This is a genomic window from Sphingomonas sp. GW821-FHT09E03 (genome assembly GCF_059416225.1).
In genome coordinates, this window is the sequence record NZ_JBWKOS010000006.1 from 138,589 (window position 1) to 158,610 (window position 20,022).

General features: G+C 68.4%; 21 protein-coding genes and 1 other RNA gene. 6 read left to right on the forward strand and 16 right to left on the reverse strand.

Annotation, left to right across the window (positions count from 1 at the left end; translation table 11 throughout):
• Positions 1-125 precede the first annotated feature (125 nt).
• Together hrpB and AC07M8_RS14250 are read left to right on the forward strand one after the other, a co-directional pair.
• Positions 126-2,603, forward strand: a complete 2,478-nt coding sequence (hrpB, locus tag AC07M8_RS14245) for an ATP-dependent helicase HrpB (protein ID WP_495174986.1) — start codon at positions 126-128, stop codon at positions 2,601-2,603.
• Positions 2,604-2,613: 10 nt separating this feature from the next.
• On the forward strand, positions 2,614-2,895 hold the full coding sequence (locus AC07M8_RS14250) for an ETC complex I subunit (protein WP_495174987.1): 282 nt from the start codon (positions 2,614-2,616) through the stop codon (positions 2,893-2,895).
• A 33-nt stretch (positions 2,896-2,928) separates the two neighbouring features.
• On the opposite strand, the gene AC07M8_RS14255 is transcribed toward AC07M8_RS14250, so the two are convergent.
• The 4 genes from AC07M8_RS14255 to AC07M8_RS14270 all read right to left on the reverse strand — a co-directional run bounded on the left by AC07M8_RS14255 (position 2,929) and on the right by AC07M8_RS14270 (position 5,678).
• Positions 2,929-3,444, reverse strand: a complete 516-nt coding sequence (locus AC07M8_RS14255) for an NUDIX hydrolase (RefSeq protein WP_495174988.1) — start codon at positions 3,442-3,444, stop codon at positions 2,929-2,931.
• Complete coding sequence (locus AC07M8_RS14260; RefSeq protein WP_495174989.1) at positions 3,441-4,112, reverse strand: TPM domain-containing protein; 672 nt, start codon at positions 4,110-4,112, stop codon at positions 3,441-3,443. The genes AC07M8_RS14255 and AC07M8_RS14260 overlap by 4 nt, the downstream gene beginning before the upstream one ends.
• On the reverse strand, positions 4,112-4,951 hold the full coding sequence (locus AC07M8_RS14265) for a TPM domain-containing protein (protein WP_495175011.1): 840 nt from the start codon (positions 4,949-4,951) through the stop codon (positions 4,112-4,114). The genes AC07M8_RS14260 and AC07M8_RS14265 overlap by 1 nt, the downstream gene beginning before the upstream one ends.
• A 142-nt stretch (positions 4,952-5,093) precedes the next feature.
• Positions 5,094-5,678 (reverse strand): LemA family protein, encoded by a 585-nt coding sequence (locus tag AC07M8_RS14270; RefSeq protein ID WP_495174990.1) that lies wholly within the window; start codon positions 5,676-5,678, stop codon positions 5,094-5,096.
• A 110-nt stretch (positions 5,679-5,788) separates the two neighbouring features.
• Between AC07M8_RS14270 and mscL the strand changes: the two genes are divergently transcribed.
• Positions 5,789-6,259 carry a large conductance mechanosensitive channel protein MscL gene (gene mscL, locus AC07M8_RS14275; RefSeq protein WP_495174991.1) on the forward strand — a complete coding sequence of 157 codons (471 nt, stop codon included), beginning with the start codon at positions 5,789-5,791 and terminating at the stop codon, positions 6,257-6,259.
• Between the two features lie 11 nt (positions 6,260-6,270).
• Positions 6,271-7,296, forward strand: coding sequence for an FUSC family protein (locus AC07M8_RS14280; RefSeq protein WP_495174992.1), 1,026 nt, complete (start codon positions 6,271-6,273; stop codon positions 7,294-7,296).
• A 5-nt stretch (positions 7,297-7,301) separates the two neighbouring features.
• On the opposite strand, the gene AC07M8_RS14285 is transcribed toward AC07M8_RS14280, so the two are convergent.
• Positions 7,302-7,733: an RrF2 family transcriptional regulator gene (locus AC07M8_RS14285; RefSeq protein WP_495174993.1), complete on the reverse strand. Its 432-nt coding sequence runs from the start codon at positions 7,731-7,733 to the stop codon at positions 7,302-7,304.
• A gap of 66 nt (positions 7,734-7,799) precedes the next feature.
• On the opposite strand from AC07M8_RS14285, the gene ssrA reads away from it, so the two are divergent.
• Positions 7,800-8,142: a transfer-messenger RNA gene (ssrA, locus tag AC07M8_RS14290) on the forward strand.
• A 112-nt stretch (positions 8,143-8,254) separates the two neighbouring features.
• On the opposite strand, the gene AC07M8_RS14295 is transcribed toward ssrA, so the two are convergent.
• Positions 8,255-8,434 carry a hypothetical protein gene (locus AC07M8_RS14295; RefSeq protein WP_495174994.1) on the reverse strand — a complete coding sequence of 60 codons (180 nt, stop codon included), beginning with the start codon at positions 8,432-8,434 and terminating at the stop codon, positions 8,255-8,257.
• Between the two features lie 179 nt (positions 8,435-8,613).
• Here AC07M8_RS14295 and AC07M8_RS14300 point away from each other — a divergent pair, with 179 nt between their 5' ends.
• On the forward strand, positions 8,614-9,381 hold the full coding sequence (locus tag AC07M8_RS14300) for a class II aldolase/adducin family protein (protein WP_495174995.1): 768 nt from the start codon (positions 8,614-8,616) through the stop codon (positions 9,379-9,381).
• Here AC07M8_RS14300 and AC07M8_RS14305 read toward each other — a convergent pair whose 3' ends face one another.
• The 10 genes from AC07M8_RS14305 to infB all read right to left on the reverse strand — a co-directional run.
• Entirely contained in the window at positions 9,382-10,473 is a 1,092-nt protein-coding gene (locus tag AC07M8_RS14305; protein ID WP_495174996.1) for a sensor histidine kinase, read from the reverse strand. It abuts the gene before it with no gap.
• On the reverse strand, positions 10,466-11,191 hold the full coding sequence (locus tag AC07M8_RS14310) for a Crp/Fnr family transcriptional regulator (RefSeq protein ID WP_495174997.1): 726 nt from the start codon (positions 11,189-11,191) through the stop codon (positions 10,466-10,468). The genes AC07M8_RS14305 and AC07M8_RS14310 overlap by 8 nt, the downstream gene beginning before the upstream one ends.
• Positions 11,192-11,428: 237 nt before the next feature.
• Complete coding sequence (pnp, locus tag AC07M8_RS14315; RefSeq protein WP_495174998.1) at positions 11,429-13,807, reverse strand: polyribonucleotide nucleotidyltransferase; 2,379 nt, start codon at positions 13,805-13,807, stop codon at positions 11,429-11,431.
• Positions 13,808-13,959: 152 nt separating this feature from the next.
• Entirely contained in the window at positions 13,960-14,229 is a 270-nt protein-coding gene (rpsO, locus tag AC07M8_RS14320) for a 30S ribosomal protein S15 (protein WP_267394681.1), read from the reverse strand.
• Between the two features lie 16 nt (positions 14,230-14,245).
• Positions 14,246-15,244 (reverse strand): tRNA pseudouridine(55) synthase TruB, encoded by a 999-nt coding sequence (truB, locus tag AC07M8_RS14325; RefSeq protein WP_495174999.1) that lies wholly within the window; start codon positions 15,242-15,244, stop codon positions 14,246-14,248.
• 41 nt (positions 15,245-15,285) lie between these two features.
• Positions 15,286-15,975, reverse strand: a complete 690-nt coding sequence (locus AC07M8_RS14330) for a site-2 protease family protein (protein WP_495175000.1) — start codon at positions 15,973-15,975, stop codon at positions 15,286-15,288.
• Between the two features lie 137 nt (positions 15,976-16,112).
• The gene (locus AC07M8_RS14335; RefSeq protein WP_495175001.1) at positions 16,113-16,691 is read right to left on the reverse strand and encodes a thymidine kinase; all 579 of its coding nucleotides are present in this window, start codon (positions 16,689-16,691) and stop codon (positions 16,113-16,115) included.
• 156 nt (positions 16,692-16,847) lie between these two features.
• On the reverse strand, positions 16,848-17,309 hold the full coding sequence (locus tag AC07M8_RS14340) for a GNAT family N-acetyltransferase (RefSeq protein ID WP_495175002.1): 462 nt from the start codon (positions 17,307-17,309) through the stop codon (positions 16,848-16,850).
• A 16-nt stretch (positions 17,310-17,325) separates the two neighbouring features.
• Positions 17,326-17,706: a 30S ribosome-binding factor RbfA gene (rbfA, locus tag AC07M8_RS14345; protein WP_495175003.1), complete on the reverse strand. Its 381-nt coding sequence runs from the start codon at positions 17,704-17,706 to the stop codon at positions 17,326-17,328.
• A gap of 120 nt (positions 17,707-17,826) precedes the next feature.
• Positions 17,827-20,022, reverse strand: a 2,196-nt coding sequence (gene infB, locus AC07M8_RS14350; protein ID WP_495175004.1) for a translation initiation factor IF-2, incomplete at its 5' end; no start/stop codon positions are given.

The following is a 20,022-nucleotide window of genomic DNA, read 5'->3' on the forward strand; positions in this document are numbered from 1 at the left end:
AGCAGGTCGGGCGCGTGAGACACTAGGACGTGATGATGAGACCTTAGTCATCGCGGGACGAGCGCGAGAGCAAGGAACGAGTCGCGGCTGCTGGCCACCTGCGCCGATGCTGCTAGGACGCCCGCGTGACCGCCGCCTTGCCGATCCATGCCGTTCTGCCCGAGCTGCTCGCCGCCCTACGCGCGTCGCCCAACGCGGTGCTGGTGGCGCCGCCCGGCGCCGGCAAGACCACCGCGGTCGCGCCGGCGCTGCTCGACGAGCCGTGGTGCGACGGCGAGATCCTGCTGCTGTCGCCGCGGCGACTCGCCGCGCGGGCCGCGGCCGAGCGGATGGCGGCGATCGCCGGCGAGCCGGTCGGGCAGACCATCGGCTATGCGACGCGGATGGATTCGAAGCGTTCGGCCGCGACACGTGTCACCGTGATCACCGAGGGCATCTTCGTCGCTCGGATCCAGGCCGATCCCGAGCTCGCCGGCATCACGGCGGTGCTGTTCGACGAGGTGCATGAGCGCAGTCTCGACGGCGACTTCGGCCTTGCGCTCGCGCTAGACACCCAGGCCGCCTGGCGGCCCGACCTGCGGCTGGTGGCGATGTCGGCGACGCTCGACGGCGCGCGGTTTGCGACTCTGATGGGGGCAGGGGGAGCGCCTGCGCCGGTGATCGAGAGCGAAGGCCGCAGCCATCCGCTCGAGCTGCGCCATATCGGCCGGCGTGCGGAGGCGCGAATCGAGGACGAGGTCGCCGCAGCGGTGCGGCGGGCGCTGGGTGACGTGGACGGCGGCGTGCTCGCCTTCCTGCCCGGCGTCGCCGAGATCGAGCGGACCGCCGAGCGACTCGCCGGCCTGCCCGATGACATCGTCATTCACGAGTTGCACGGCAGCCTCGATCCCGCCGCGCAGCGCGCCGCCATCGCGCGCGAACCCGATGGCCGGCGCAAGGTGGTGCTCGCGACCTCGATCGCCGAAACCAGCCTGACGCTCGACGGCATCCGGATTGTGATCGATTCGGGGCTGGCGCGACGCCCGCGTTACGATCGCGCCGCGGGGATGACGCGGCTGGTGACGGAACGGGCGAGCCAGGCGGCGGTGATCCAGCGCGCCGGCCGCGCCGCGCGCCAGGGGCCGGGGGTCGCCTATCGCTTGTGGGAGGCGGCGGCGACCGCCGGCCTGCCGCGGTTCGATCCACCCGAGATCCTCGAGGCCGATCTCTCCTCGCTGGTGCTCGCGGCGGCGATCTGGGGCGTCGGCGACCCGCGCGATCTCGCCTGGATCGATCCGCCGCCGGCGGCGGCAATCGCGGAAGCGCGCGAGCGGCTGGCGACGCTCGGCGCGCTCGACGGCGACGGTCGCCCCACCGCGCATGGCCGGGCGATCGCAGCGCTGCCGATGCCGCCGCGACTCGCGCACATGCTGCTGCGCGCCGCCGCCATGGGATTGTCGGACACCGCCGCGCAGGTCGCGGTGCTGCTGTCAGAGCGCGGCATCGGCGGCAACGACGCCGATCTCGAGGCGCGGCTGCGGCGCTGGCGCGGCGAGCGCGGCACCAAGGCGCAGGCGGCGCGGCGGCTTGCAGAGCGCTGGGCCGGGCTGGCGCGGGAGATACGCAGCACCGCTGCCTTCGCCGGCACGCCCGACGAGGCGATTGCCGCCTGCGTAGCGCTCGCCTTTCCCGATCGGGTGGCGCGGCGGCGCGACGCCTCGGGTGAGCAATGGGCCTCGGTCGGTGGTCGCGGCTTCCGGCTCGATGGCGCCACCGCGCTGGCCCGCGCCGAATGGCTCGCGGTCGCCGATACGCAGGGTGCCGCCTCGGGCGCGCGGATCCTTGCGGCGGCGCCGCTCACCCTCGAGCTGATCGAGCGACTGTTCGCCGATCGGATCGAGACGCGGCGTACGGTCGGTTTCGATCCGGCGACCGGCGGCGTGGTCGCGCTGCGCGAGCGCCGACTCGGCAGCCTGCGTCTCGCCACCGGCCCCGACAGCAACGCCGATCCCGACGCGATCGCCGCGGCGCTGCTGGAGGGCGTGCGCCGCCACGGCCTCGGCTTGCTGCCTTGGAGCCCCGGCGCGCGGGCGCTGCTCACCCGCGGCATCTACGCCGGGCTGGCACTCGATGACGCCGCGCTGCTCGCCCGGCTCGACGAATGGCTGCCGGCGTTGCTGCCGGGCAAGCGCCGGCTCGATGCGATTGCCCCCGGCGCGCTGGCCGATGCCGTGCGCAGCTTGGTCGGCTGGGACGACCTGCGCCGGATCGACCGACTCGCGCCCGCCGAGTTTACCAGCCCCGCGGGCAGCACCCATACAATCGACTATGCCGCCGAGGGTGGGCCGCGCGTCGAGCTGCGCGTCCAGGCGCTGTTCGGGCTCGCCGAGCATCCGATGATCGGCGAGGCGCGGGTGCCGCTGGTGCTGAGCCTCACCTCGCCCGCCGGGCGGCCGATCCAGACCACCCGCGATCTGCCGGGCTTCTGGACCGGCAGCTGGACCGCGGTCGCCAAGGAGATGCGCGGCCGCTATCCCAAGCATCCCTGGCCCGACGATCCCGCCGCGGCCTCGGCGACGCTGCGCACCAAAAAGGCGGATGCGCGCGGCGGCGGGACGCGCTAAGGACGGCTGCATGCCTATCGCCCGTATTTTCCAGCGCCCCAAGAACGCGATGCAGTCCGGCAAGTACCGGACCGACCATTGGCAGCTCGAGTTCGAGCCTGCCGAGGCCAAGCACCCCGATCCGCTCACCGGCTGGGCCGGCAGCGGCGACACCCGCGATCAGATCCGCATGGGCTTTTCCAGCCAGGACGCCGCGATTGCCTTCTGCGAAGCCCAGGGGCTCGACTACGAGGTGATCCCGGCGCCGGTGCGCACGCTCAAGCTGCAGGCCTACGCCGACAACTTCCGCTGAGGTTGGGCGAGCGAGACGCTCGTCCCCGCCACCCTAGAGATTTGCCAGCAGGTCGCCCGCGAGCACCAGCAGCATCTTGGCGTCGATCGCCAGTCCGTCGCGACGCTTGGCGGCGACGAAGTCGGCGACCTCGGCGAGCGGCACGCGGTGCACGGTGATTTTCTCGTCCGCATCGCCGCCGCCGTCGCCGATCCGCTGGAGCTCGGTCGCCAGCACCAGCGTGAAGCGTTCCGAGGTCATGCCCGGCGACGAGTAGAATTCGCCGCGCTCCTCGACGAGCGCCGCGCGATAGCCGGTCTCCTCCTCGAGCTCGCGGCGTGCGGCCTCGGCGACCGCCTCACCGGCGCTCTCGTCACCGACCAGGCCCGCGGGCAACTCCAGGCAGGCGCGACCGACCGGCACGCGAAACTGCTCGACCAGCAGCAGTTCGCGCTCGCCGGTGACCGCGACGATCACCGCGGCGGTGATGTCGCCGACGCGCTCGGCATATTCCCAGGTGCCACTCTTCTTGGCGGAGAGGTATTTCCCCTCCCAGACTGTATCGCTCATAGGATGATCAAACGGTCCGGCAGCTCGTTGGTGTCATCCGCACGGGGCGGAAAATGCTCGGCGAGGACGATGCCGATCTGCGCCACAGCGGCGGCCATGCCGTCGCCCGGCCGGCCGTCGCGTACCGCCACGACCAGCGCCGCCATCGCCTCGCCCCACACCTCGGCGGTGACGCGCGAGTGGATCGCGTCATCGGCGATGATCTCGGCGCGGCGCTCGTCGAGGGAGAGGTACAGCAGCACGCCGGTCGAGTCGCGGGTGCGCTGCTCGGCGCCGGTGCGGAACAGCGTCAGCGCGCGGGCATGGACACGGCGCGCCTCGGTGCTGCCCGGGGTGAGCGCGAGGCGCAGCGGCATCCAGGCGAGCGCCAGCCGGGCGACGAGGAAGGTGATCGCGGTGAGCACCAGCGCCACGGTATAGAGTGCACCGGGCGTCGGTTCGCCCGCCCATGGATCGGCGACCAGCGCGTGGAGCGAATAGGCGACGCCCGGCCACAAGGCGAGCAGCGCCAGCACCAGCAGCATCGCCAGCACTGCCCAGTGCAGCGCGACGTCGTGGTAGGAATCCGAGCGCCGGGCGACGATCGTGACGATCTCGCCGGCAGTATTGCGCTCGGCCTCGGTCACCGCGGCGGTGACCCGGGCATGATCCGCTTCGCTGAGCTGCATCACCATCCTCCCGAGGCGCCGCCGCCGCCGCCGGAGCCGCCGCCGCCACCGGAGAAGCCACCGCCGCCCCAGCCGCCGCTATCACCGCCGCCGCCGGAGCCGCCGCCCCAGCCACCGCCACCGCCGCCCGAGCGACCGATCTCGTTGGCGATCGACCACAGGACGATCGGCAGCGTGCCGCCGCCGCCGCCGCTTTGGTAGCGCTGGCCCCACGGGCCCGCACGCTTGCGGCCGCGCAGCAGCGGCAGCAGCACGAACAGCAGGATCACGCCCCAGAAGATCATCCCGATCGGGACGCCGCCGCCACGCTGCGCGGTGCGGCGATGGGACTTGTCGAAGGCCCGGACTGCGGCATCGGTGCGCGCCTTGGCCTCGTCGGGGCTGGCGCGCAGCTGCGCGATCATCGCGTCGGTGCCTGCGGTCATCGCCCCGGGCACATCGCCGGCGCGCAGCTTGGGGATCATGTCCTGGTTGATGATCACGCTCGACAGCGCGTCGGTCAGGAACGGCTCGAGCCCGTAGCCGACCTCGATCCGCGGGCCGCGATGACCGGCAGGCTCGTTGGGCGCGATGAACAGGATCGCGCCGTTGTTGACGTCCTTGAGCCCGACACCCCAGCTGCGGATCAGCTTGTTGCCATAATCCTCCAGCGGCAGGCCCTGAAGATCGGGGATGGTCGCCACCACCAGCTGGCGATGGGTGTCGCGCTGCAGCGCCTGCAGCTTGGCGGTGAGATCCGCTTCGGTCTGCGGCGGCAGCACGTTGGCGGCGTCCACCACCAGGCCGGTAAATTTGGGTGGGTTGAACGCCGCCGAGGTCTGCGCCTGTGCGGGGACCATCCAGCACAGCGCCAGCAGCAAGGCTGCGAGCCATGGCAGGCCGGATGTCCGCTGCTCGAGAAAACGCCGCACTATCTGGCTCCGCATGGCAAAAGGCGGCGGGCGCCGGTCCGGCCCCGCCCCGTCAGTCGATCGGCGTCGCTCAGCCGTTATTGCCAAAGTTGACGCTGGGAGCGGTTTCGGCGTTGGGCGAGGTGGCCTGGAACGGCGTCAGCGGCTTGGCGCCGTAAAAGATCCGTGCGCCGACCGCATCGGGGAAGGTGCGGATGCGGGTGTTATACGCCTGCACCGCGCCGTTATAGTCGTTGCGGGCGATGGTGATGCGGTTCTCGGTGCCTTCGAGCTGGCTCATCAGCGTGGTGTAATTGCCCTGGCTCTTGAGCTCGGGATAGGCCTCCTGCAACCGCTGCAGCGACATCGTCACCGCGCCCTGCGCCTGCTGGAAGCGCGTCATCTTGGCGGGATCGGCGAGATCATCGCCGCTGAGCTGCACCTGGCTGGCACCGGCGCGGGCCTGGGTCACCTCGACCAGGATCGACTTCTCCTGCGCGCCTGCCGCCTTCACGGTGGCGACGAGGTTGGGGATCAGATCGGCGCGGCGCTGATACTGGTTCTGCACGTCCGCCCAGCGTGCCTTCGCATTCTCCTCCGCGGTGGGCACCGAATTGATGCCGCAGCCGGCGAGGGCGACGGCGAGCGTGACGGCGGCAACGGGACGAAAAGACATGAACAACCCTCCTGGTGTCTGTGCTACCTATATAGGACAGCTCAAGGGGTTGGCGAAGGGCAAATCGCGGCATAGGCTTTGTGTTATTTCGTGAACGAGGGATGTGGCGAATGCTTAAGGAATTCAGGGCCTTCATCATGCGCGGCAACGTGCTTGATCTGGCAGTGGCAGTGATCATCGGCGCGGCGTTCAGCAAGATCGTCAGTTCGTTGACCGACGACATCCTGATGCCGATCATCGGCAGGATCTTCGGCGGCCTCGATTTCTCCAGCTATTTCCTCGCGCTCGGCCCCATTCCCGCGGCGATGCGCGGCTCCACCGATTATGCCGCGCTCAAGAAGGCCGGGGTGCCGCTGCTCGGCTATGGCCAGTTCATCACCCAGGCGGTCAACTTCGTCATCGTCGCCTTCATCATCTTCATGCTGCTGCGCACCATCACCCGGGCGAGCGCGCTGATCGAGCGCGAGGCGGCCAAGCTGCGCCATGCCGAGGAGGCGGCGGCGCCGCCCAAGCCCGAGCCGGTGGAGATCGGGCTGCTCCGCCAGATCCTCGACGAGCTCAAGGCGCGGCCGAAGGACTGATCACCCCGCCCGTGCCAAGGATACGCGTCGACTACCGTCACCTGCGCCCGTTCCACTGGCGCGAGGCGGCGCTGTGCGTGCCGGCGATGCCGCTGCTGATCCTCGTCGGCCTCTTTACCGCTCACCCCGCGCAGGGCGCGATCGCGGCGGGCGCCGCCTTTGCGGTCGGGTTCGGCGCGGCGCGTGAACTCGGCGGACGGCGCTGGGGCGCGATGCTCTCGGCGATGCTGGGCATGGCGATCGCGGCGTTTACCGGCACCGTGCTCGGCCAGGACAGCGCGCTGTTCATCATCGTCGCCGCGGCGTCGGCAGCGGGCTGCGCGGCGCTGGCGCTGTATGACGAGGACGCCTGGTGGGTGGTGCTCCAGGTGGTGATCGTGTTCTTCGTCGCCGGCTATTACGCAGGCGACGCTCATGCAGGGCTGATCCGCGGCGGCCTGACGTTGGCCGGCGGCGCGGTGCAGATGCTCGTGGTGGTGGCGCTCGCCCGGCTGTTTCCCCGCGCCGCCGAGGCGACGATCCGCCCGGCGCCGCTGGCCAACGACGATCGTGCCCTGCTGATCGCCCACATGGCGCGGGCCGCGCTATGCGTCGCGATCAGCCTGTGGCTGGTCAAGCCGCTCGGGCTCGCCAACGGCTATTGGGCCCCTATGACGGCGCTGATCGTGCTGAAGCCGCGGCTCAGCGAGACCCGCGCGCGGGGATTGGCGAGGATCGGCGGCACGCTCGGCGGCTGCGCGCTCGCGACCGGCTTTGCCGTGCTGTGCCGCGATCAGTCCGGCTGGCTGCTGGCGGGCGCGGGCACCGCCGCGGGCGCGGCCTTTGCGCTGCAGAAGGCGCATTATGCCAGCCTTACCGCGTCGATCACCGCGACCATCGTGCTGCTGACCTCGCTAGGCCAGACCAGCGCGCTCGGTAGCGCCGAACATCGGATCGCCGCGACATTGCTCGGCGGCGGGCTGGCGTTGCTGGTGGCGCTGATCGTGCCGCACAAGCTGCCGCGGCGGCGGCTCAAGCCCGACCGGGTCGGCGGCTGACGGCGTCAGGCGGCGGCGAGTTCCTCGGCGGTGGCATCGGCCAGGCTGGTGCCGTCGAGGATCCGCGCGGTCTCGTCGCGGACGCGCATCATCGCATGACGGATCGCGCAATCCGCCTCGCTCTTGCAATCGTGGCAGGGGCGATAGGCGGTGCGGCTGACGCAGGGGACCAGCGCCAGCGGCCCCTCGATGATGCGGATGATGTCGCCGAGCGAGATCAGATGGCTCGGCCGTGCCAGGCGATAACCGCCCATCTTGCCGCGATGGCTGTGGAGCAGCCCGGCATCGCGCAGATCGGCGAGGATCAGCTCGAGGAACTTGCGCGGCACGTTCGCCTCGGCGGCGATCCGCGTCATCGGCGTGGGTGGGCCGGCAGGTGGCGCCTTGGCGAGAAACAGCATCGCGCGCAACGCGTAACGGGAACGCTGGGTTAACATGATCGAGCCGATATGGGCCAATATTGTGGCAAGCGGAAGGCGCTCTGTGCCGATTGTCGGCCGGCGTGGATTGCGGCCGGCGCGGCAGGTCCCTATATCGGCCGTGCCGGGTTCGCCCGGCTATGGCGATAAACGGTGGTGTCAAATAGACATCGCGGACCCGGGGGCAGTACCCGGCGGCTCCACCAAAACCGGCCTTCCAGGCCGGCTTTGACGGGGCCGAACCAGGATCGACGGGTGTTGAAAAACGCTATCTTTCGCTCGGAATGGGACCACCGCAACGGCCCATTACACAAGTGCCAACGATAACGAAGCACTCGCCATTGCAGCGTAACCCCACGGCTTAACGGCCTAAGGTTACTCTAAAATAGCGCGGTTGAGCCGCACCGGGCAACAGAAGCGGATTTCAGCGGCTCCCGGGGGGGCCGGGCAACAGAACCCCCCGGACCTTCCGTGATGCGGAAGGTCCAGGCGTCGCCTTCGCGGCGCGTTCCCCCTTCATCACTGCGCCAGCGACAAGCTCAGGCGAGGATCTTGATCGCCGGCGTTGCCGTCGGCAGCTCCTCCGCTGCGAGATCCGCATAAGCATCGGCCAGTCGCTGGTGGATACGTCGGCTTTCCGGGTGAGTCGCGCGGGCCGCCGCCACCAGTTCCTGGTTCTGGCGAGCGAGGTAGAATTCAGCTCGATCCATGTTCGTCATGATTGCCCCCAGGCATCGTGCCGCTTGCTCGCTGCCGCATCGGCACTGCAAGCATCTGGACAATAATGAAAAATAGCCAGGTCCGCGTTAACCGGGATTAAGTGTCCAGATAGTTTGCGAATATTTGCAGTCTGGCGCCGCGGGCGTACACTGGGCGACAATCATAAAGGAGAGGATGGATGGCGACGCTCGCATCGGTTGATGCCGCGATGGCGCCTGGCGAATGGGAGGCGCGGGTTGATCTCGCGGCCGCTTACCGCTTGGTCGCGCTCTATGGCTGGGATGATCTCATCTTCACGCACCTGTCGGCGCGGGTGCCGGGCCCCGAACACCACTTCCTGATAAACCCCTATGACATGATGTTCGAGGAGATCACCGCGTCGAGCCTGGTCAAGATCGATGTGACGGGCGCGCCGATCGGGCGCAGCGACCATCCGGTCAATCCCGCGGGCTTCACCATCCATTCGGCGATCCACATGGCGCGCGAGGATGCGGGCGCGGTGATGCATCTCCACACGCCGCATGGCCAGGCGGTGTCGGCGATGACATTCGGGCTGTTGCCGCATACGCAGACGGCGATGATCGCCGGCCACGATGTCGCCTATCACGACTATGAGGGCATCGCGACCGACCTTGGCGAGCGTGAACGGCTGGTGCGCGATCTCGGCAGCAAGAACGCGATGATCCTGCGCAACCACGGCACGCTCACCGTCGGTGCGACGATCGGCGCCTGTTTCGTGCGGCTCTATTTCCTCGAGCGGGCGTGCGAAGCGCAGGTGCTGATGCTGGCGGCGGGGCGCGAGAACCTCAACCCGCCGGGCGACGGGATCGAGGAGAAGGTCGCGGGCCAGTCCAATCCCCAAGGACTGGGCATGCTGGCGCAGGCGCTGGCCTGGCCGGCGCTGCTGCGCAAGCTCGATCGGATCGACCCCGGCTTCCGCGACTGATCAGGGCGTTGGCAGCGGGATCGCCATGGTGCAGTGGAGCCCGTTGGCGTGGAAATCGAGCGAAACGTCGGCGCCGAGCTCATAAGGCAGGCTGCGCTGGAGCAGCTCGACGCCAAAGCCCTCATGATCGGGCCGGGCGATGTCGCGCGCGGCAATGGTCTCGCGCCAGTCGACGTGGAGGACGGGCGCGCCGGCTTGCGTGGCGACCCACCAGCTCACCGCCAGCCGCCCGCCGCGCGCGCCCAGCGCGCCGAACTTAACCGCGTTGGTGGTCAGCTCATGGATTGCCAGCCCCACCTGGTCCGCCACCCGCGGCGCCAGGCGAACAGACGGACCCTCAAAGGCGGCGCGCTGACCATCGCCCAATTGATGGGTCAGCAATTCGTCGGCAATCAGGGCGCCGAGATCCACCCCCAGGCCGGGATTACGGGTGAGATAACCTTGGGTGCGCGCGAACGCCGCCAGCCGGCCGTCAAAGTGCATGCGATACTGATCCACCGTCTCGCTATGGTCGGCGGTGCGCCGTGCGATCGAGCGGATCACCGCGAGCGTGTTGCGGACCCGATGCTGGACCTCGGTGGCAAGCTGGCGCTGGTTGCGCTGGACGTTGCCGGCTTCGGCCATGCACAGCAGGCCGCCGACCGCGCCGTGCTCGTCGCGGACCGGCGTCCAGGTGCATCCGAGTTGGTCGTCCGGGTCCGCGGCGTCGATGGACGGCAGGCTGTCGGACGAGATCGCGTGCCCGCTCAGCGCCTGCTCGATAAACGGCAGGTTGCGGTTCCACTGCTGCTGCCATGCCACCGACGCGGCGAGGCCGAGGTCGGCCGGGTGGCGTGCGCCGAGCAGCTTGGCATAGCCGTCATTGTAGAGAAGCAGCAGCTCCGGCCCCCAAGCGAGGCAACTGGGGAGGGGGCTGTCGAGCATGAACAGCAGGATGATGCGTAGCACCGGCGGCCAGTCGTCGAGCGGCCCCAGGGGGGTCGCCGACCAGTCATGCTGATCGAGCGCCGCACCCACCCCCGTTCTCGCGCCGAGCCACGACGTGCCGGCAAGCGCGGGTCGATCGCTGGTCAGGCCTGCCGGGTCATCCATTGGCGTCGAGGTGGGCACCCTCGCGGTTCAGGTGGAGGTAGTTCGGGTTGAACATCGCCACATCGCACAGGGCCTCCATATCCAGCACCTCGACCTCGCGGCCTTTCCAGCGAATCAGGCCGCGGGCGCGCAATTCCTGGATCATGCGGTTGACGTGGACCGGTGTCATCCCCGTTGCTTCAGCAACATCGGATTGGGTGAGCGGCATCTCGCACCGGTTCTGGTCGGTGAGCCGGACGGCGCGGAGCCGGAAGAACAGTTCGCACAGGAGATGGGCGAGACGCTCGATCGCATCGCGCTGCCCGAGATTGAGGGTCCATTCCCGCTGGATCGCCGCGGCGACCAGCCCGTCCCAGCGCAGCGCCTGGGTGAGCCGCGGGTGCTGGGAGGTGAGCGCCTCGATCTTGTCGCGGCCGAGCTCGACGTAGCGCACCGCGGTCAGCGCACCGATCGAGTGATCCATCTCCTGGAGGATGTAGACATAGGGATCGCAGATATCGCCGGGGAGCAGGAACGAGATGATCTGGCGGCGGCCGTCCGCCAGCGTCTTGTAGCGAAACGCCCAGCCATCGAGGATCAGATTGGCAACCCGGGAACGCTCGCCCTCGCGCACGATATCGCGGCGGGGCCTGACGCTGAGCACAGGTCCTGCCGTCGCCGCCTCGAGCGCCTCGCGATCATCGGCGGACAGCCGGGCGAAATGCCCCAGGCGATCCATGAGAGGATTTCGGGTCTCGACTAAATCCATCGGCCCTATCTGACAGGATCGACGGCGAACATTCGTTCACCCATGTTAGCGACGCCAGCGGCCGCGGCGCGATGATGCGGCTAAATTGGATCAAGCTCAAGCTGTGGTGATCACGGTGTGGCGAGGTGGCGGCTGATCGCGACGGCGCCACCAAAAAGGGCCCGGCATTGCTGCCGGGCCCTCCTTGCTAGGCGATGCCGAGCAGGATCAGTCGCGATCGTTGGTCAGGAACGCGGGCGCGAACTCGGGCGCGGGGCCGTCGCTGTTGCCGCCTTCGCTGCGCTCGCGGCGCGGGCCACGACCGCCGTCGCCGTCGCGACGCGGGCCACGCGGGCCGTCACCGTCGCGACGCGGACCACGGGGACCGCGATCGCCGCCGCCGTCGCCACGGGGGCCACGGCCGCCGTCGCCGTCACGGCGCGGGCCGCGCGGACCACGATCGCCACCCTCGCGCGGCTCGCGCGCGGGACGGGTGTCCTCGAGCTCGGCGCCGGTTTCCTGATCGACGACGCGCATCGACAGGCGAACCTTGCCGCGCGGATCGATCTCGAGGACCTTGACCTTGACTTCCTGGCCCTCGGTGAGCGCGTCCGAGACCTTCTCGACCCGCTCGTTCTTGATCTCGCTGACGTGAACGAGACCGTCCTTGCCGCCCATGAAGTTCACGAAGGCACCGAAATCGACCAGATTGACGACCTTGCCGTCATAAACCTTGCCGACTTCCGCTTCCTCGACGAGGCCCTTGATCCACTTGATCGCGGCGTCGATCTGCGACGGATCGGACGAGGAGACCTTGATCACGCCCTCGTCGTCGATGTCGACCTTGGCGCCGGTCTGCGCGACGATCTCGCGGATCACCTTGCCGCCGGTGCCGATCACTTCGCGGATCTTCGACTTGTCGATGGTGAAGGTCTCGATGCGCGGGGCATGCGCCGACAGCTCGGAGCGGGTCTCGCCCAGCGCCTTGGCCATTTCGTCGAGGATGTGCGCGCGGCCGGCGTGTGCCTGCTTCAGCGCGACCTTCATGATCTCCTCGGTGATGCCCGAGATCTTGATGTCCATCTGCAGCGCGGTGATGCCCTCGCTGGTGCCGGCGACCTTGAAGTCCATGTCGCCGAGATGATCCTCGTCGCCGAGGATGTCGCTGAGAACCGCAAAGTCCTTGCCCTCGAGGATCAGGCCCATCGCGATGCCCGAGACCGGGCGCTTGAGCGGCACGCCGGCGTCCATCATCGACAGCGAACCGCCGCACACCGTCGCCATCGACGAGGAGCCGTTGCTCTCGGTGATGTCGCTGGTGACGCGGATCGTGTACGGGAACTCCTCCTTGGTCGGCAGCACCGGGTGCAGCGCGCGCCAGGCGAGCTTGCCGTGGCCGACTTCGCGACGGCCGGGCGCACCGAAGCGACCCACTTCACCGACCGAATAGGGCGGGAAGTTATAGTGGAGCATGAAGTTCTGGTAGCTGAGGCCGTTGAGGCCATCGATCATCTGCTCGGCGTCGCGGGTGCCGAGCGTGGTGGTGGCGATGGTCTGGGTCTCACCGCGGGTGAACAGGGCGGAGCCATGCGCGCGCGGCAGGAAGTGAACCTCGGCCTCGATCGGGCGCACCGTGGTGGTGTCGCGGCCGTCGATGCGGCGGCCGGTCTTGAGGATCGCGGTGCGGACGATGTCCGCCTCGAGCTTCTTGACCAGCTTGAGCGACGCCAGATACGCCTGGGGATCGCTGTCCTTGAGGTCGGCCATGCCGTCACGCGCCTTGGCGCGGGCCTCGTTGATCGCGGTCTGGCGCTGCTGCTTGTCGGTCAGCTTGTAAGCGGCCTCCAGGTCTTTGCCGATGAGCTTCTTGAGCTTGGCCTTGACCTCGACCTTGTCGTCCTGGACCTTGAGCTCCCAGGGCTCCTTGGCGGCCTGCTCGGCGAGCTTGATGATCGCGTCAATGACCTGCTGGCTCGCCTTGTGGGCGAACATCACGGCGCCGAGCATGACGTCCTCGGACAGCTCCTTGGCTTCCGACTCCACCATCATCACCGCGTCATGGGTGGCGGCGACCATCAGGTCGAGCTCGCCGGTGGCGACTTCGCTGTCCGACGGATTGAGGATGTACTCGCCGTCCTTGTAGCCGACGCGCGCGGCGCCGATCGGGCCCATGAACGGCACGCCCGACAGCGTCATCGCCGCCGAGGCGGCGATCATCGCCAGCAGATCGGGCTCGTTCTCGCCGTCATAGCTCATCACCTGCGCAATGCAGTTGATCTCGTTGTAGAAGCCTTCGGGGAACAGCGGACGGATCGGGCGATCGATCAGGCGGCTAACCAGCGTCTCACGCTCGGTCGCGCCACGCTCGCGCTTGAAGAAGCCGCCGGGAATGCGGCCGCTGGAGGAGAACTTCTCCTGGTAGTGGACGGTCAGCGGGAAGAAGTCCTGGCCTTCCTTGACGTGCTTGGCGGCGGTGACCGCGCAGAGCACCACGGTCTCGCCGAGCGTCGCGATTACCGCGCCATCGGCCTGGCGGGCGACCTTGCCCGTCTCGAGGGTCAGCGTCTGGCCGCCCCACTCGATATCTACCTTCTTGGTATCGAACATCGTATTTCCTTCACTCCCACCGCCCAATGCGGTGGGGGCCTATCTGCGGGCTTAGCCGGCCCGCGCGGTGTGGGGCGAGTTGTCGCCCCGCGCCAGAATGCCGAATTGCATCCTGACGGATATGAAAACGGCGCCCGAAGGCGCCGCTTCCGTTACTTGCGAAGCCCGAGCTTCGCGATGAGATCGAGGTAACGCTGCCCCTCCGTCTTGCGGAGATAGTCGAGCAGCGAACGACGCTTGTTGACCATCATCAGCAGGCCGCGGCGCGAATGGTTGTCCTTGGCGTGGCCCTTGAAGTGCTCGGTCAGGTTGCGGATCCGCTCGGTGAGGATCGCGACCTGGACCTCGGGGGAGCCGGTGTCGCCTTCCTGGCGGCCGTGTTCCTTGATCAGCGCGTCCTTGCGCTCTGCGGTAATCGTCATCTGTCTTCCTTCGACATCACAGGTTGAACCCGCGCACGACGCGGACCTCGCGGTCCACCACCTCCACCAACGCGACGGGCTGGTCGCCCAGCAGCGCGAAACGGAGGCCATCGTCAGCGGCGATCCCGGCCAACACACGCCCCTGTCGGAGCGCTCCTGCCTGGTCGGGATCGAGGATCAGAGCCGGGATGTCGTCCAGCCCCGCCCTCAACGGCAGGAGTAACTGTTCAAGGGTGCGCGCCATACCGGCCTCAGCCAAATTGTCCAGCGATATCGCGCCATCGAGGGTAAACGGCCCCGCCTTGAGGCGCCGCAGCATGGTGACATGACCGACGGTGCCGAGCGCCAGCGCGATGTCGCGCGCGAGGCTGCGGATGTAGGTACCCTTGGAGACATGGGCGACCAGGGTGACCTCGTCGAGGCCTTCATGTGCCGGAATACCGTCGCCAGCGTTGCCTGCGTCACCAACCGTCAACTCGTCACCCCAGCGCAAGCTGGGGTCTCCTGCGGTTCTTTCCCCCGCACGATCCCGGCTGTCGCCGGGATGACGGATGTGGAGCGAATGGATGGTGACGTTGCGGCTCGCCAGCGTCACTTCCTCGCCGGCCCGTGCCAGGTCATACGCCCGTTCGCCGTCCACCTTGAGCGCGGAATAAGCCGGCGGCACCTGCGCGATCGGGCCGGTGAAGTGCGGGAGCACCGCCGCCACCGCGCCGAGCGTCGGGCGCTCGGGCGAAGTGGCGATGGGCACGCCCTCGGCATCAAGCGTGTCGGTCTGCTCGCCGAAGCGGATGGTGAAGGCATAGACCTTGTCGCTGTCGAGCATCCGCCCGGCCAGCTTGGTCGCCTCGCCGACCGCGATCGGCAGCACGCCGGTGGCGAGCGGATCGAGCGTGCCGCCGTGGCCGACCTTGAACTTGCCATAGCCGCCCTGGCGCAGCGCGCGCTTGACCGCCGAGACCGCCTGGGTCGAGCCGAGCCCGAGCGGCTTGTCGATGATGATCCATCCGTGCATCGCGCGGCCCTAGTCCAGGCCCGCGCCGATGCGAAGGGCGCTCAGGCGATCGCGCCGGCGAGCTTGAGGAACAGCTGGATCACCGCCTCGGCCGGAGGCCCGACGAGGCGCTGGACGATATTGGCCTGGGGCAGCGCCATCGGCAGCAGCACCAGCAGGCCGATCACCAGCAGGAAGCCGAACCGGCCGAGCTTGGCATAATGATAGGCAAGCCGGCGCGGCAGGATCCCTTCCACCACATGGCCGCCGTCCCACGGCGGCAGCGGCAGCAGGTTGAACAGCGCCAGGAAGACGTTGACGAGCAGGAAGTTGACGAGGTTGGCGAGCAGGAAGGCGGTGACGCCGGTGGGCGCGGTGCTGCCTACCGCCGCACCGGCAAGCCCGAGCGCCACGGCGGCGATCGTCGCCAGCGCTAGGTTCATCCCCGGCCCGGCGAGCGCGACCAGCACCATCCCCCAGCGCGGGTTGCGCAGCCGCTGCGCGACCACCGGCACCGGCTTGGCCCAGCCGAACACCGGCGCGCCGGCGATGGCGAGGCCGAGGGGCAGGATGATGGTGCCCACCGGATCGACATGCCGGATCGGGTTGAAGGTCAGCCGCCGGCGCTCGGCGGCGGTCGGGTCGCCCAGCCATTTCGCGACCCAGCCATGGGCGACTTCGTGGAAGACGATCGCGATCACCAGCGGGATGATCCACACGGCGGTGCGATAGACGATGTTGTCGGGGTTCATGCATGGGATATGGCGTGCCGGCGAGGCTGGCGCCAGCGGCGCGCAGAGATCCATGCCGGTCCGTTCGCCCTGAGCCTGTCGAAGGGCATGAGTCTCACCGTGCTTCGACAGGCTCAGCACGAACGGGAAAAGAAGAATTATCCCCCCAGCGCTTCGGTAAAATGGCGCCGGCACAGCGCGACGTAGAGGTCGTTACCGCCGATCTCGGTCTGCTGGCCCTCGGCGATCGCCTTGCCCGCGGCGTCCACGCGCAGGTTCATGATCGCCTTGCGCCCGCACATGCACACGGACTTGATCTCGACCAACGAGTCTGCGGTGGCGAGCAGCCGCGCCGAGCCTTCGAACAGCCGCCCCTGGAAGTCGGTGCGCAGGCCGTAGGCGAGCACCGGGATGCCGAGCACGTCGCAGACATAGGCGAGCTGCGCGACCTGAGCCGCCGACAGGAACTGCGCCTCGTCGACCAGCACGCAGGCGAGCAACTCCGTGGCGTGGCGCGCGGCGATGCTGGTGGCGAGATCGGTGGTGGCATCGAACGGTGTCGCCGCCGCTTCCAGCCCGATCCGCGAGGTGATGGTTCCCGCCCGGAAGCGATCGTCGACCGCCGCGGTGAACAACATCGTCGCCATCCCCCGCTCGCGATAGTTGAAGTCCGCCTGCAGCAGGTTGGTCGATTTGCCCGCGTTCATCGACGCGTAATAGAAATAGAGCTTGGCCACGGTGGGTCATCCCACGGGCCGGGCAGGGGATCAATCCATCCTTGCGGAGCGATATCGCCGTCGCTCTCGTTTGCCCTGAGCCTGTCGAAGGGCATGTGTCTCATGTGCTTCGACATGCACAGCACGGACGGGCAGGGGGCGGTGCGGTAGGCGGTGCTATTCGGTGAAGAACATCGCCACTGCGGGGCGATGGCCCTGGCTCTTGATCGTGCCGTAGGAAAAGCCGGCGCGGGCGTAGGCGCGCCGCGCGCGGGTGTTGCGGATATCGGGATCGAGCGTCACCACCGGCACGCCGCTCGCGCGCAGCTGCTGGGCGAGCAGGCGGACAAAGGCGGTGCCGTGGCCGCGGCCGATCATCGCCGGATTGCCGATGAACACGTCGATCGCCCGCGAGCCGCGCGGCAGATGCGCGAACTGCGGCTGCGGCCATTCGTGGACGTTGTAATGCTGGGCAAAGGCAAAGGCGATGCCGCGATGCTCGACGATCAGCATCGTCATCGCCGGCTCGTCGAGGTCTTCGACCAGGAAGGCCGCTTCCTTAATGGGGTTGCCCCACCAGCGCCGCGCCGCAGGCGTCTCCAGCCACCGGCGCACCATCGGCATGTCGGTGCCGGTCATCGCCCGAAAGCGATACTCAGCCGAGATCGCGGGAGACCTGAGGGTTGCGGAGCAAGGCATCGATATGGCTGCCTTCGTCGAAGCTGTCGTCAGCGAGGAACTTGAGCTTGGCGGCGTATTTGAGCGTCATCTTCGCCGCAACCTCGCGCTGGAGATAGGCGGTGTTGGTGCGCAGCGCCTTGAGCACCTCCTCCTCGTCCTTGCCGAGCAACGGCTTCACGAACGCGGTCGCATGGCGCAGATCGGGCGACATCCGCACCTCGGTGATCGAGATGACGTGCTTGGCGAGCGTCGCATCATGGACGTCGCCGCGCTGCAGGATCTCGCTGAGGATATGGCGGACCTGCTCGCCGACCCGCAGCGAGCGGACCGACTTTTCCTGGGGTTCTTGGCGCATTTTGGTGCTCCCACAAGCGCGTCACCCCAGCGCAAGCTGGGGTCTCAGGCCGCAGGGGAAACGGCGATCGTTTCGGCCTGCGGCACGAGATGCCAGCGTTCGCTGGCATGACGGTCGATCTTACAGCGTGCGTTCGCGCATCTCGACTTCGAACGTTTCCAGGAAGTCGCCTGCCCGGATGTCGACGAAGTTGTTCGAGAAGGTGACGCCGCACTCCAGGCCGGCGCGCACTTCGGCGACATCGTCCTTGAAGCGGCGCAGCGACGCGATCTCGCCCTGGTAGATGATGACGTCGTTGCGCGTGATGCGGGCCTTGAGCGCCTTGCGGATGATCCCGTCGACCACCAGCAGACCGGCAGCCCGGCCGTGCTTGCCCGCCGAGAACACTTCGCGGATTTCGGCGCGGCCGACCACCGTCTCGAACGCTTCCGGCCCGAGCTCGCCCGCCATGCCGGCGCGGATCTCGTCGATCAGGTCGTAGATGACGTCGTAATATTTCAACGCCACCTTCTGCCGCTCGGCGATTTCGCGTGCCTTGGAATTGGCGCGGACGTTGAAGCCGATGATCGGCGCGCCCGATGCCCCTGCCAGGGTGACGTCGCTCTCGGTGATGCCGCCAACGCCCGAGTGCAGCACGCGGGCCTTGATGAGATCGGTCGAGATCTTGTTGATCGACGCGACGATCGCCTCGACCGTGCCCTGCGTATCGGCCTTGACGACGAGCGGATACTCGATCGCCTGATTGGCCTTGAGCGCGGAGAACATGCTCTCCAGGCTCGCCGGTGCCGAGGTGGTGCGCTTCTGCGTCAGCACGCTCTGGCGATATTCGGCGACCTCGCGGGCACGCGCCTCGTTCTCGACCACCTGCAGCGGATCACCCGCTGACGGCACGCCGGACAGGCCGAGCACCTCGACCGGCATCGACGGACCGGCTTCCTTGAGCTGGCGACCCTTGTCGTCGACCAGCGCACGGACCTTGCCGCTCTCGGCGCCGATCACGAACACGTCGCCGACCCTGAGCGTGCCACGATTGACGAGCACGGTCGCGACCGGGCCGCGGCCCTTGTCGAGCTTGGCCTCGATCACGGTGCCTTCGGCAGCGCGATCGGGGTTGGCCTGCAGCTCGAGCAGTTCGGCCTGGAGCTGGATCTTTTCGATCAGCGTGTCCAGCCCGGTCTTCTTGAGCGCGGAGACCTCGACGTCCTGGACGTCGCCGCCCATTTCCTCGACCACCACTTCCTCGCTGAGCAGCCGCTCGCGGATCTTCTGGGCATTGGCCTCATGCTTGTCGATCTTGTTGATCGCCACGATCATCGGCACGCCCGCCGCCTTGGTGTGGTTGATCGCCTCGATCGTCTGCGGCATCAGCCCGTCGTCGGCCGCCACCACCAGCACCACGATGTCGGTGATGTCGGCACCGCGGGCACGCATGGCGGTGAACGCCTCATGACCCGGGGTGTCGAGGAAGGTGACCTTGGACTTGTCCTTCAGCGTGACCTGATAGGCGCCGATATGCTGGGTGATGCCACCGGCCTCACCGCGCACCACATCGGTGCCGCGCAGCGCGTCGAGCAGGCTGGTCTTGCCGTGATCGACATGGCCCATGATCGTCACCACCGGCGGACGCGGCTTCAGCGTCTCGACCGCATCCTCGACGGTGTCGATCGCGAGATCGATGTCGGCATCGGACACGCGGACGATGTTGTGGCCGAATTCGGTCACCAGCAGCTCGGCAGTATCCTGGTCGATCACCTGGTTCATGGTGACGGGCGAGCCCATCTTGAACAGGGTCTTGACCAGATCGGCGCCCTTCTCGGCCATGCGGTTGGCGAGTTCCTGGACGGTGATCGCCTCAGGCACCTGAACGTCGCGGACCTGCTTGGCCTGCTGCTCGCGCGGGCCGCCGAAGTGGCGCTTTTCCTTTTCACGGGCACGCTTCAGCGCGGCGAGGCTGCGCGAGCGCGCACCATCGTCACCCAGCGCGCGGTTGACCGTGAGCTTGCCGCCACGGCGCTCGTCGCCCTTGCGGTCACGCTGCTGCGGCCGTGCGGGCGGCGCGTTGTTGCGCGGGGTCGCCTGACCCGAGGGCAGCGGACGGCTGGTGCCGCCAGCCGGGGCGGTCGTGCCCTGCTGCGGTGCCGCGGGGGCTGCTGCTGCGGGAGCGGGGGCCGCCTTGGGGGGCGGGGGCGGAGGACGCTCGGGACGCGCGACCGGCGAGAACCGGCGCGGTGCCGGCATCGACGGATCACGGGCCAGGCCCAGCGGCGCGGCAGGCGCCGGCGCGGCGGCGCGCGGCGGGGCTGCCGGTGCCGGCGC

Coding starts and splice junctions, on each gene's coding strand:
- AC07M8_RS14250 (WP_495174987.1), top strand. CDS start 2,614: ATGCCTATCGCCCGTATTTTCCAGCGCCCCAAGAACGCGATGCAGTCC.
- AC07M8_RS14255 (WP_495174988.1), bottom strand. CDS start 3,444: ATGAGCGATACAGTCTGGGAGGGGAAATACCTCTCCGCCAAGAAGAGT.
- AC07M8_RS14260 (WP_495174989.1), bottom strand. CDS start 4,112: ATGCAGCTCAGCGAAGCGGATCATGCCCGGGTCACCGCCGCGGTGACC.
- AC07M8_RS14265 (WP_495175011.1), bottom strand. CDS start 4,951: ATGGTCCCCGCACAGGCGCAGACCTCGGCGGCGTTCAACCCACCCAAA.
- AC07M8_RS14270 (WP_495174990.1), bottom strand. CDS start 5,678: ATGTCTTTTCGTCCCGTTGCCGCCGTCACGCTCGCCGTCGCCCTCGCC.
- mscL (WP_495174991.1), top strand. CDS start 5,789: ATGCTTAAGGAATTCAGGGCCTTCATCATGCGCGGCAACGTGCTTGAT.
- AC07M8_RS14285 (WP_495174993.1), bottom strand. CDS start 7,733: ATGTTAACCCAGCGTTCCCGTTACGCGTTGCGCGCGATGCTGTTTCTC.
- AC07M8_RS14295 (WP_495174994.1), bottom strand. CDS start 8,434: ATGACGAACATGGATCGAGCTGAATTCTACCTCGCTCGCCAGAACCAG.
- AC07M8_RS14300 (WP_495174995.1), top strand. CDS start 8,614: ATGGCGACGCTCGCATCGGTTGATGCCGCGATGGCGCCTGGCGAATGG.
- AC07M8_RS14305 (WP_495174996.1), bottom strand. CDS start 10,473: ATGGATGACCCGGCAGGCCTGACCAGCGATCGACCCGCGCTTGCCGGC.
- AC07M8_RS14310 (WP_495174997.1), bottom strand. CDS start 11,191: ATGGATCGCCTGGGGCATTTCGCCCGGCTGTCCGCCGATGATCGCGAG.
- pnp (WP_495174998.1), bottom strand. CDS start 13,807: ATGTTCGATACCAAGAAGGTAGATATCGAGTGGGGCGGCCAGACGCTG.
- rpsO (WP_267394681.1), bottom strand. CDS start 14,229: ATGACGATTACCGCAGAGCGCAAGGACGCGCTGATCAAGGAACACGGC.
- truB (WP_495174999.1), bottom strand. CDS start 15,244: ATGCACGGATGGATCATCATCGACAAGCCGCTCGGGCTCGGCTCGACC.
- AC07M8_RS14330 (WP_495175000.1), bottom strand. CDS start 15,975: ATGAACCCCGACAACATCGTCTATCGCACCGCCGTGTGGATCATCCCG.
- AC07M8_RS14340 (WP_495175002.1), bottom strand. CDS start 17,309: ATGACCGGCACCGACATGCCGATGGTGCGCCGGTGGCTGGAGACGCCT.
- rbfA (WP_495175003.1), bottom strand. CDS start 17,706: ATGCGCCAAGAACCCCAGGAAAAGTCGGTCCGCTCGCTGCGGGTCGGC.